Source organism: Limnohabitans sp. (genome assembly GCF_031539105.1).
Classification (GTDB): domain Bacteria; phylum Pseudomonadota; class Gammaproteobacteria; order Burkholderiales; family Burkholderiaceae_C; genus Limnohabitans.
The window spans coordinates 152,771-162,192 of the sequence record NZ_JAVKLM010000018.1; the positions used below are offsets into that span (position 1 = coordinate 152,771).

General features: G+C 50.2%; 16 protein-coding genes and 1 pseudogene. 8 read left to right on the top strand and 9 right to left on the bottom strand.

Annotation, left to right across the window (positions count from 1 at the left end; all coding sequences use genetic code 11):
- The first annotated feature begins 11 nt into the window (after positions 1-11).
- The 8 genes from RMR24_RS05400 to RMR24_RS05435 are packed head-to-tail and all read left to right on the top strand — an operon-like array spanning position 12 to position 3,381.
- Entirely contained in the window at positions 12-704 is a 693-nt protein-coding gene (locus RMR24_RS05400) for a hypothetical protein (protein WP_310614060.1), read from the top strand.
- Complete coding sequence (locus tag RMR24_RS05405) at positions 701-1,159, top strand: hypothetical protein (protein WP_310614061.1); 459 nt, start codon at positions 701-703, stop codon at positions 1,157-1,159. The genes RMR24_RS05400 and RMR24_RS05405 overlap by 4 nt, the downstream gene beginning before the upstream one ends.
- A complete protein-coding gene (locus RMR24_RS05410) occupies positions 1,156-1,428 on the top strand; it encodes a hypothetical protein (protein WP_310614062.1) in 273 nt (90 codons plus the stop codon). Before RMR24_RS05405 ends, RMR24_RS05410 begins: the two co-directional genes overlap by 4 nt.
- A complete protein-coding gene (locus RMR24_RS05415; protein WP_310614063.1) occupies positions 1,409-1,903 on the top strand; it encodes a DUF1643 domain-containing protein in 495 nt (164 codons plus the stop codon). Before RMR24_RS05410 ends, RMR24_RS05415 begins: the two co-directional genes overlap by 20 nt.
- Positions 1,900-2,274, top strand: a complete 375-nt coding sequence (locus tag RMR24_RS05420) for a hypothetical protein (RefSeq protein ID WP_310614064.1) — start codon at positions 1,900-1,902, stop codon at positions 2,272-2,274. Before RMR24_RS05415 ends, RMR24_RS05420 begins: the two co-directional genes overlap by 4 nt.
- Positions 2,271-2,702 (top strand): regulatory protein GemA, encoded by a 432-nt coding sequence (locus tag RMR24_RS05425; protein WP_310614065.1) that lies wholly within the window; start codon positions 2,271-2,273, stop codon positions 2,700-2,702. Before RMR24_RS05420 ends, RMR24_RS05425 begins: the two co-directional genes overlap by 4 nt.
- Entirely contained in the window at positions 2,699-3,067 is a 369-nt protein-coding gene (locus RMR24_RS05430) for a Mor transcription activator family protein (protein WP_310614066.1), read from the top strand. The genes RMR24_RS05425 and RMR24_RS05430 overlap by 4 nt, the downstream gene beginning before the upstream one ends.
- Positions 3,064-3,381 (top strand): hypothetical protein, encoded by a 318-nt coding sequence (locus RMR24_RS05435; RefSeq protein ID WP_310614067.1) that lies wholly within the window; start codon positions 3,064-3,066, stop codon positions 3,379-3,381. Before RMR24_RS05430 ends, RMR24_RS05435 begins: the two co-directional genes overlap by 4 nt.
- A gap of 689 nt (positions 3,382-4,070) precedes the next feature.
- Here the strand turns inward: RMR24_RS05435 and RMR24_RS05440 are convergent.
- The 9 genes and pseudogenes from RMR24_RS05440 to RMR24_RS05480 form a co-directional block, all read right to left on the bottom strand.
- Positions 4,071-4,484 (bottom strand): annotated as a pseudogene (locus tag RMR24_RS05440) (transposase); the annotation flags it as partial.
- 3 nt (positions 4,485-4,487) lie between these two features.
- Positions 4,488-5,189, bottom strand: coding sequence for a 2OG-Fe dioxygenase family protein (locus RMR24_RS05445; RefSeq protein WP_310614068.1), 702 nt, complete (start codon positions 5,187-5,189; stop codon positions 4,488-4,490).
- Between the two features lie 26 nt (positions 5,190-5,215).
- Entirely contained in the window at positions 5,216-5,554 is a 339-nt protein-coding gene (locus tag RMR24_RS05450; RefSeq protein WP_310614069.1) for a hypothetical protein, read from the bottom strand.
- A 21-nt stretch (positions 5,555-5,575) separates the two neighbouring features.
- On the bottom strand, positions 5,576-5,971 hold the full coding sequence (locus tag RMR24_RS05455; protein ID WP_310614070.1) for a dihydroneopterin aldolase: 396 nt from the start codon (positions 5,969-5,971) through the stop codon (positions 5,576-5,578).
- Positions 5,968-6,162 carry a hypothetical protein gene (locus RMR24_RS05460; RefSeq protein WP_310614078.1) on the bottom strand — a complete coding sequence of 65 codons (195 nt, stop codon included), beginning with the start codon at positions 6,160-6,162 and terminating at the stop codon, positions 5,968-5,970. The genes RMR24_RS05455 and RMR24_RS05460 overlap by 4 nt, the downstream gene beginning before the upstream one ends.
- Positions 6,163-6,423 (bottom strand): hypothetical protein, encoded by a 261-nt coding sequence (locus RMR24_RS05465; protein WP_310614071.1) that lies wholly within the window; start codon positions 6,421-6,423, stop codon positions 6,163-6,165. It abuts the gene before it with no gap.
- A 250-nt stretch (positions 6,424-6,673) separates the two neighbouring features.
- Positions 6,674-7,384, bottom strand: coding sequence for a hypothetical protein (locus RMR24_RS05470; protein WP_310614072.1), 711 nt, complete (start codon positions 7,382-7,384; stop codon positions 6,674-6,676).
- Positions 7,385-7,395: 11 nt separating this feature from the next.
- Positions 7,396-7,557 (bottom strand): hypothetical protein, encoded by a 162-nt coding sequence (locus RMR24_RS05475; RefSeq protein WP_310614073.1) that lies wholly within the window; start codon positions 7,555-7,557, stop codon positions 7,396-7,398.
- Positions 7,554-9,299 (bottom strand): ParB/RepB/Spo0J family partition protein, encoded by a 1,746-nt coding sequence (locus RMR24_RS05480; RefSeq protein WP_310614074.1) that lies wholly within the window; start codon positions 9,297-9,299, stop codon positions 7,554-7,556. The genes RMR24_RS05475 and RMR24_RS05480 overlap by 4 nt, the downstream gene beginning before the upstream one ends.
- Positions 9,300-9,422 lie beyond the last annotated feature (123 nt).

The window sequence follows — 9,422 nt, forward strand, 5'->3', positions numbered from 1 at the left end:
AAGGATTTTGTATGAGCAAAGAATTTGATGTCGTGCGCGATGCACCTGAGACGCCCGAGCAAGCGATGGCAGTGCTTGAATCATGGGCTGGAAATTTGGCAGTGACTTTCAGCCGTGAGCGCTATGAGCTTGTGCTGGAGGCGCTGAAGAAAAAAGAGCCCATGTCTTGGCCTTGCGTAATTGAGACAGCAGATTTTGAAAAAGATACTGTCACGCTAAAGATGCGGTGTAGAGATTACAAAATCTCTGCGGGTCCGCATTGGCTATCTACCCACCCGCAGCCAAAGCAAGAGCCTGTGGGTAAAAAAATATGCAGTATCTGTGGATATGTGGGAGTAAAAACAGACTCCGTGGGTCAGTGCCCCAAATGTCATTGGGACGAACTTTTGTCAGTGGGTGACAGCTCGGTACGGTCTGCTTTGAATGCAATGCTTACGCAATTTGGGATGGATGAAGATGAGTGGAATAAACCAATATTTGATCAAGCTCGAAAAGCATTAGCCACGCCACAACAGCCAAAGCAAGAGCCGCTACCAAATGAGCAGGTATTCGATCTGGCAGAGATTGCATGGCGTCATGGCTGGGCATCATGCCGTGACGCTGAGCGCATTGGTGATGAGGCGGAAGACGCGCGATGGGGCGAAATTGGGGCAGAGGTCGTGCAAGACATTACCGCTCACATCAAGGAAGGCGGTGCAGCATGAGCATTGAAGCGATGAAGCAGATTCAGCAGTGCTTGAAAGACAAGATGTATGCACACGCTGAGATGTGCTTAGCAGAAGCCATCGCAGAGGCAGAGAAGCAAGAGCCTGTGACGGATGGAAAACTTTCTGCAACACTTAAAGATACGCAAATAGAGATTGAGTTGGCTCAATACAAGCGAATGTTTGGGGCGGCTTGTGATGCTTTGGGCGCAATCAATGAAGCTCTCGGCCTTGACCCTGATGATGGTGGTGCAGAACCAATTCTTTCCGCCATTGAAGAACTGAAAGCAGCTCAGCCAAAGCGTGAGCTGCTTACGGATGATGAACTCGACGCGAAATTGCGTCCAACGATTCAAAAAATCTGCCGCCATCACGGTATTTTGAATGGTGTACTTGAAGCTGACTTGAGCGTTGCTTTATCAAAATACGCCCACGGCATTAAGGGGGAAGCATGAATCTCTTAAAGAAATCTGGGTTTGTTTTAGCTCAATCTTGCGGCGGCAATCCAGTCATGACAACGGTCGTTGTGATGCTATTCGCTTTGATGTTCAATATTTTTGAGGCAGGTGTTGAATCCGTGATTTTTGGACATCGATTCGAACACCTGCTCGACATTTTCTTTCAGTTATTTTTCATCGGCTACGCGGCCTATGCCGTCTACTGCTGCGCTTTATTTAACAGCTTCAACGGAATAAGGGGGAAGCATGAACGCAGTTATCAGTGAGTGCGGACGCTATCGTTACCGTCTTGAGCACACTGTTGCCATGAACGGTCCTGTGTACGCATTCTTCGGAATCAACCCAAGCACGGCCGATGCCATTCTGAACGATATAACCGTGCGCAAGTGGATTGGATTCAGCAAGCGGTGGGGCGCTTCGCGTTTCATTGTTGGAAATGCTTTCGCCTATAGATCAATAGATGTAAAGGCGTTAGCTATGGTTGATGACCCATACGGCGACAAGATTGGTGATCACACCACAGACATCATCAACGATGCCGATATCTTGATTCCATGCTGGGGTAATAGGTCCAAGGTTTCTTCAAAGCTGCATGGCGTATTCGATGTGCTGCTTGACGCTTTAGTGTCATCTGGAAAACCTGTCATGCACTTTGGTCTGACTAACGCTGGTGACCCTAAGCATCCTTTGATGTTGGGCTACTCAACACCTCTGATTCCTTGGGAAAGCGGTGCAGCGTGAGCACATCAAATCAACTACAAATTCTTCAACACAGTCTTGGCCTCAATCAGTATGGGCAGGGTCTCCAGTACAGAAACCATTTTGTAGCTGGTCCAGGCAGCACTGACTTCGCCATATGCATTGAGCTTGTAGAGGCCGGATTGATGAAGCGTCGCTCCTCATTCATCCTGACCGCTGGCGATGAAGTATTTCATGTCACACAAGCTGGAGCTGACTTTGTGGCCCTGAATAGCCCCAAGCCTTCCAAGGTGCCAAAAAGCAAGGCTCGTTACCTACGGTTTCTTGAGTACGGCGATGGGTTTGATTCGTTTTTGCAGTTCTGCCGTTGGGATGCATCGCCAGAGCGAAGCTGGAATGGGGGGCACGCATGATCAATTCAAGAAACAGCGAGCTGGCAAAAATTCACGTTGCCAAAAAGCAGCTTCAAATGACCAATGACGACTACCTTGCGATGCTGTGGACGCAAGGCCGTGTGCGTAGTTCCGCTGACCTCGACCATGCTGGCCGTCGCAAAGTACTTGATTACCTTTCAAGCATCGGTTTCAAGCCAATTGCAAGCCCTCAAACCAAGCGTCCAGCTCGGCCAATCCCCACGCCAGACAAGTTGCCACTTGTACGCCGCATTCGCGCACAGCTCATCAGTTTGGGGCGTTTGCCTGATACCTATGCCGATGGCATCGTGAAGCAAATGCTTGGTGTCGATGCACCTGATTTTTTTGAATGGTGCAACCCCTCTGATTTGCACAAAGTCACGCAGGCGCTTGGGGTTGAACAGCAACGCAAGGGGGTTGCCAAATGACAGACAGCACAGTCATGCGCAGACGCGCCTCAGAAGCCTTGCAATCAGTGGCTGATCATGTCACTGAGCGCCTGCAAAAAGACCACAAACTCAGCATCGACGCGGCAGCTGATATCGGCAACGATCTCGCTGACTGGATGGCCGACTTTTTAGGTGGCCAGCTCATCTATTTCGCCCGTGGTAAGTCCCGCGAAATCTCGACCCGTGACCTCCAAATTTTTGAGCGCATGAAGCGCGGCAACGCCAATGAACTGGCTGCTGAATTTGGCATCAGCTATGTGCAGGTATATTCAATTTACCGCCGGATGCTTCGCGAGGCTCGCAAAGCCCGTCAGCCCGGCTTGTTTAAAGATGAAGATGCATGAGTAAAGTCACCACAACCACCATTCAAATGATTTTGAGCAAGATTGAGGCTGCACACAAAGTGCGCGATACAACCGCACTTGAATCGCTATTCGTTCATGCGTATGGTCTTTGTGGCTACGGTTCAGACGACCTTTCAACAGGCTTTGAGTTTCTTGTCTCAAAACTCGACATCATCAATAAGCTAGGTCTGCATGACCTATTCAGTGAGCTGCTTGAGCTTGGACTGCATTGGGCAACAGCTGAAAACCGTGCTTCTGTATGGATTGAGTTGTTCACTCTAGGCGAATCCATCAGAAAATCAGAGTCAGAATAGCCTGTGGATAACTTTGCTTTATGCACAGGATACTCAAAAACAGAGATCTAACTGCTCTAGAGGGCGACAAACTTGTTCATAACGGACAAGTTGGATAAGTTCAAAGCCTGAAACGCCAGCCTAATCTGTCATACCCAGCAAACCCTACCAACCCAGCAGTTACGGTCTATTTATAGGCGTTTAAAGGGGCGTAAAACGTAGGCGCCAGCCGCCCCAAATCTCAAATATCGTGACCTGCGCCCGTTAAAAGCTTGAGCCCGTCCATTTTTGGAATCAAAGGGCCAAATTTTTCTAAACCCCCGTCACCATTGGCTTTTCCCGCTAATCTTCGATAATTCCCGGCTATTCCCGTTTCCTCTAATATCTAGTCCCTGCACAGGACACGGCAACTTTACTTTTTCAAAAAGTGAGTTTTTCCTGTCGTTTTCTCTCTCTTTTCTCTGCTTTCTTAAGGACGCGTCCACAAGGGGAACCTAGATTTCATGCGGGTTTGCGGGAAGTCGTTTAACCCTAACTGTGGATGAGCATGGTTAACTCAAAATGAACTTTAGACGCGAGTAGAGATTCGTTGCTTACCTGTTTTATTAAATATATTTCCCAATTGCGGCATCCGAAATTAGCTTATCTATCACTTAGCGAACTCGAGGGCTCATCCAAGGCAGCCGTTGCCGCCTCAACTGTCGCAGCCGCATAAATGGTGCGCAGATCAGCCGCCACCGCCTTGCGCATCTCCAGCTCACGTAGTTCAAGCTGTGGCGCACCATGTGCACCACGTACAGCTGAACGGCAGTTTGTGGGTACACCGATTCGATCGCATCAGGGAACCCCTTCAAGCCATCTACGCAGGCGATGAAGATTTCTAGCACGCCGCGATTTTTCAGCTCAGTCAAATTTGCAGCTAGAACTTGGCAGCCTCAGTCTGCGCAATCCAGAAGGCCAGCAATTGCTTGTTACCCGTCAAATCAATGCCCAGCGCCAAGTAACGGCTTTGACCGCCACCGCATCTCTGGATTTGACATGGATGCAGTCCAGGTAAACGATGGGTGCAGCGCATCGAGCGGGCACGGCTGCGAAGCCTTGGCTTCACTTATCACAGCATCGGTAGCTTATGCAATTGCATCTTGAAAATTGTTTGCACGCAATGTAACAACTAGTGTGTCGCGATAGCCGCTAGACCCTAAGGGTTGGATGGGTGTACTTTCGTGTATAACGCGCGCATCGTCCAGGAGAAGCAGTGACCACGGTTGAGTTAATGTGAATCTTTCTCCGTGTGGGCTTTGTGCATCGAATACGCGCGTTTCGCCGCCTTTAATATTTACTCGATTGATCATGAATACCGCAACAAAATCTACACCGTCACGATGTGCGCCTTCGGGAGTTGGACGACCAATCCCATCTGTGGTGTCTATCCGGAATTGGTGCGCTTCGATGCACCATTTCATATCTTTACCGTACATTTGGTTAGATGTTTTTGCTAGGAATGATAGTATTTTTATCCATGCAGATTTGCAAACTGTTTGTTCAAGTACTGGTTCAAACCAGCGCTCCATACCGCCGTGCAGTGCGTTGTAGTCAAGCGGTTGCCAGTGTGCTCGGTGTTGTGCCTGAACTAATTTGCTGTTCTCAAAGATGAAGCTGCTGTGGCGACGTCGTCTGTAGCGACCGCCGTCCTTCAAATGCAAGTCAATGGGCATGTTTTCCCAGTCGGATGCAAGTGAACATAATTCATTTGGTGAGCTACCTATCCAATTTGCGACGCTTGCGGCATCAAGAATGCAGAAGCCACGCTGATGCAACAGGTTGTTCATATCGTTGAGCTTGGAGTAGTGAGGAGCTAGCTCTTGAATTTATTGTTCTCCAGCTCAAGGCTTGGCTGTTCCATGATGTAAGCGTCAGCAACGTACGCAGGGCCTTTCATCAAAATCACAATGGCACACCCGATTGCAAGTGTCAAAACCAGCGACCAATGCAAGATGACTAGTCCCACCATGACATAAAAAAATTGTTCTACTGAACGGGTGAACTCCATTCCTTCGAGTAAGTAAGCTGCACCACTTGCGATGAGCGGCAGAGCCGTGCCTTTTGCCAAAATGAGCCGTAGTTTTTTCCAAATCTCCCACTCTAACCCTGCGGGTGAGCGCTGAAATCCATCGAGTTTTTCAAAGTAATTCATCTGTAGTGATTTATAGGCTTCTCAATAAGTCGAGTTATGAAGGTTGTTGGTAGCAATTTCGTTTAGTGACAAACGCACCCCCAAAACACCCGTATTGTTTCGTACTGGAGCTTTCCGAAGGCTAATTTCAATAGTCTTAATTTCTAAGTATGCAGCGCAAGCTTGAGCGATTCTTGTCATAAGTCTTTCTTGTGTTTCATAGTGACCATCTTCAGCAATACGGTCTATTTCCTTAATCAGCGGGTCGTAGTCAAAGACGTTGGCCATGTCATCTGTGGAGATCGACACTAGGTTTGTGTCGATGCCAAGAGTGAGGTCCAGTAAATGAAAGTCAGGTTTTGTATCTTGAGGACCATATGTACCTATCTGCGTTTTAAGTGCTAAATCGCGCAGCTCGACAAAAGCTCTTGCATTCATGGCTGAACCTTTTTGACAACTAATTTCATGAGCCCGTCTGACGCCTCTTCAATCAAGTCCAAGACATGTTCAAACCCTTGTTCTCCACCGTAGTAGGGGTCAGGGATGATTGAGGCTTGTGTCGTTTGTAAGAACTCGGCGAATCCACGAATCTTGTGTTGGTGCTCAGAAGGGCGGCTCTGATTGTTTATTTATGCGGCTTTACGCTTATTTTGCGTAAATTTTGGGGAGTTCTCCCACTCGATCAGTTCACTTTGAGACCATTTCCCATCGCGTCCTGGCGCGGGGAATGAGCCTGTCTTGACTCGCTTAGATAGCGTCTGACGACACACATCATAGCGAGCTGCTACAGCTTCTTGATTCATGCGCACATCATGCACTTTGGCAAGCGTGATGATGGCCGAAGTTAAAGTGTCGATTCGTTGCTCAAGGCGTTTTATTTCTTGACTCATATCTCCACCCCCTCAATGAAAAAGCTATATGCCGCAAGGAAAATCCAGTAGATACAAAAAATCAATAAGCCAATGCATGCAATACCGGCAAGCAAAATAAATATCACTAGGCTTGGCATGAAGATCGCCGAAGCATATCCATCGACACTGACGCATAAGCCACTCAGAAGTACGTAAATCACAAGGGCTGTGCATCGATTGATGACGCTTTGATACCTGTGATGGCGGGGGGATTTTGGATTGTCGAATTTCATATGTCCGCCTTAATGCCGTGGGTAGCTTCGTTGGTCTTATTGCTTGCCTCTACCACCCATCCGTTAATCGAGACTTGCACCGCATCGCCGTCGAGCAAGGTAATTCCTTTTGCGAGCATGTACTGCGGTGTGGCATGAAGCTCATGGGCTACATATACCAATGCTTTGCGTAGACGGTCTATCTCATCCGTCAGCGGCTCACGCTTTGGCTGTGGGTGAGTAGATAGCCAATGCGGACCCGCAGAGATTTTGTAATCTCTACACTGCATCTTTAGCGTGATGGTGTCACTCTCAAAGTCGGCCGCTTCAATTTCACAGGGCCATGCCACAGGCGCTTGCTCGGGCGTCTCAGGTGCATCACGCACCACATCAAATTTTCCGAGTTTGACTTTTGAAAACGGCATCGGCCAGAATCGACGGTCGTCATTGGGGTTAAAAGGTTGAGCCCGAGTCGTAGTCATTCGTGTCTCAAGCATTTGCCACACGCGCTCGTATTCTGGCCAGTCATGCTCGACGACAACGGCCTGAAGAAAAGCTTTGCCATCCACTGCGCGACCGGCGTTTATTTTTCCGGCCATGTCGTGCACGGCCTCTTGCTTTTCGGCGCTCAGGTATTTGCGCATGTCGCTGATTTTGAGCACGTAGTAACGTTCTTCACGGCGGAACGGCTGCGGTGTGCGAGGGGAAAGATACATTCTGTGTTGCATAGGGCCTCGCCTTAGTCGTTGTGATGTTGTGTGCGGTCTTTCAGCACGCCCACTGGCCCGTTATGCGGGGCTTTGTGGGGAACGCGCTTGCCTGAGATCACCGATGGTTTGGTGAACGCGTCAAGTGAGCCAGGTCGAACGGGCGCTGGCTTGGGGATGTAGTGGGTGTTCATGCGTCCACCTCTTCTTTAGCTGCAACGTTGGCGTCCACAGCACCGGCGTCGTCGCCGGTGCCTTCAATGGCCCTAGCGGCGGAGCCGCTCTGATCTTTCCCCGAATTCGGGCTACCCTTGGTTTTTGATTCGCTCTTGCCCCGCGCACGCGCAGCGGGTTTTTTGGCCTCGCCCCCCGTTTCGTCTTGCGCCCGCGCAGCGGTTGGTTGGGTAGACGCGGTTTCGGCAGGTTCGTCGATGGGCACACCATATTCGCTTGCTGCTGCATGCAGGGCTTCTGCTTTGCCAGCGTCTTTTTGATAGATTGAGCCCTCAAGGTCATCGTGTAGCGATGCGCAAAGCAGCCATTGAGCAATGTCATCTGTGTTCATGTGTGGCAGGGATGCTCTAAATTCAGCTTCATCTGGCAGGCCAACTGCTTCAAGAAGTTCATCGTCTATAAAAGCATGATCAATGTATGACGTTGCAATGGCTACTAGGTCAAGGCGTCGACGTGGTTGGCAGCGCACCTGTGCCATCACACGTCTTAAAAGTTGTTTGTTTTTTTCTGTGATGGCTTCAGCTTCTTCAGCCGAGCGAGCACGATTGCTCGATGGCGAGGTGGGTTTGTCAAACTTGATTTCTTGTAGCAGCCCCGCATCCACAGCGTCTTTGCGCTTGACCGCTTCGATGGTTTTGCCTGTGCGCGGGTCTTGGATGGTGACAGCCATAGATGCTTGAGCAGTCTTGGTGAGTCCTAGCTTTTTGGCGTCAGCGAGGGGGATGTAGCCATCTTTCAGCTGCCCGTGGGCATCTATGGCCTGCTTGGCTTTGTTTCCATCCAGCACGGTTTTGCCTTGCGCTTCCAGCTTGGCAGCCTCTCGTTGCAAGTGCGCTTTTTTCTTGCGCTCAAAACAGTCGGGCTGTGTGCAGATGTCTGCATTGCCTTTTTTGGTCCACCCGCCTGCGTCGCGGTTTTGGGTGATGTCTTCAAATTCAGGGGCATTGCCGCTGCGGTCGGGGCAGTCGAGGCAATTGGCACATGGCGTGTCGGTGAGTAGCGTGATGTCGGTGATGTCGAAAATGGCGGTGGCCAAGTCGAGTGTGTATTTGTCCACCAGCAGCTCGCGAATGCGCCGATAGCTTTGTTTGCCACCATCTTTCAAATCCATGTGCTGCGCTTTGATGGCAGCCAGCGCATGCTCTTGCACTTTGGCGCTTGGCAGGCGAGCCAGCAGCAGGGCGACTTCGCTGCCAATGTCTCCGCGCAAGCAAGCCTCACGCACACTGGGCACGGCCTTGAGCAACTTGAGGCGACCATACACATAGCTGCGGCTCTTGCCTGTGTCGGCTGTGATTTGGTCTGCGGTAACGCCGTGGTCATTCATGAGGCGCTCAAAGCCTTCTGCTTCTTCGATGGGGTGTACATCTTCGCGACCGATGTTTTCAATCAGCTGTGCGCGTTGGACTTCTTCATCAGTCATGTCACGCACATCGATGGGTACTTCGGTCAAGCCTGCCAGCAATGCGGCGCGGCGGCGACGGTGACCAAACACCAGCTCGTATGCGATGGGGTCATCTGAACCAAAGTTTTTGATTTCAGGGTGTGGGTTAGGGCGTACCACGATGGCTTGCAAAATGCTGCCATGTGGTGGCTTCATGGTTTCGGCCAAGGCGGCAAGGCTTGCTTCGTTGTAGGTGCGACGGTATTGGAATGGGCTCTCAACAATGTTGTGAGGGCTGGTTGATGTTGGCTGTTGCATGGTATTTGTCTCAGTTCAAAGTGGTGATAACGCGTCCGCCAGTGCTGCGAATTTCGCCCACGGCGGCATTGATGGCTCGTTTGAATTCGGCGGCGCTCAGTTGTTCGCACTGGTATTGGTAAA

What these genes read in the sequence shown, in the direction of transcription:
- RMR24_RS05480 (WP_310614074.1), bottom strand. Translation starts at nt 9,299, where the DNA reads ATGCAACAGCCAACATCAACCAGCCCTCACAACATTGTTGAGAGCCCA.
- RMR24_RS05445 (WP_310614068.1), bottom strand. Translation starts at nt 5,189, where the DNA reads ATGAACAACCTGTTGCATCAGCGTGGCTTCTGCATTCTTGATGCCGCA.
- RMR24_RS05470 (WP_310614072.1), bottom strand. Translation starts at nt 7,384, where the DNA reads ATGCAACACAGAATGTATCTTTCCCCTCGCACACCGCAGCCGTTCCGC.
- RMR24_RS05430 (WP_310614066.1), top strand. Translation starts at nt 2,699, where the DNA reads ATGACAGACAGCACAGTCATGCGCAGACGCGCCTCAGAAGCCTTGCAA.
- RMR24_RS05455 (WP_310614070.1), bottom strand. Translation starts at nt 5,971, where the DNA reads ATGAATGCAAGAGCTTTTGTCGAGCTGCGCGATTTAGCACTTAAAACG.
- RMR24_RS05435 (WP_310614067.1), top strand. Translation starts at nt 3,064, where the DNA reads ATGAGTAAAGTCACCACAACCACCATTCAAATGATTTTGAGCAAGATT.
- RMR24_RS05410 (WP_310614062.1), top strand. Translation starts at nt 1,156, where the DNA reads ATGAATCTCTTAAAGAAATCTGGGTTTGTTTTAGCTCAATCTTGCGGC.
- RMR24_RS05465 (WP_310614071.1), bottom strand. Translation starts at nt 6,423, where the DNA reads ATGAGTCAAGAAATAAAACGCCTTGAGCAACGAATCGACACTTTAACT.
- RMR24_RS05415 (WP_310614063.1), top strand. Translation starts at nt 1,409, where the DNA reads ATGAACGCAGTTATCAGTGAGTGCGGACGCTATCGTTACCGTCTTGAG.
- RMR24_RS05400 (WP_310614060.1), top strand. Translation starts at nt 12, where the DNA reads ATGAGCAAAGAATTTGATGTCGTGCGCGATGCACCTGAGACGCCCGAG.
- RMR24_RS05450 (WP_310614069.1), bottom strand. Translation starts at nt 5,554, where the DNA reads ATGAATTACTTTGAAAAACTCGATGGATTTCAGCGCTCACCCGCAGGG.
- RMR24_RS05405 (WP_310614061.1), top strand. Translation starts at nt 701, where the DNA reads ATGAGCATTGAAGCGATGAAGCAGATTCAGCAGTGCTTGAAAGACAAG.
- RMR24_RS05475 (WP_310614073.1), bottom strand. Translation starts at nt 7,557, where the DNA reads ATGAACACCCACTACATCCCCAAGCCAGCGCCCGTTCGACCTGGCTCA.
- RMR24_RS05425 (WP_310614065.1), top strand. Translation starts at nt 2,271, where the DNA reads ATGATCAATTCAAGAAACAGCGAGCTGGCAAAAATTCACGTTGCCAAA.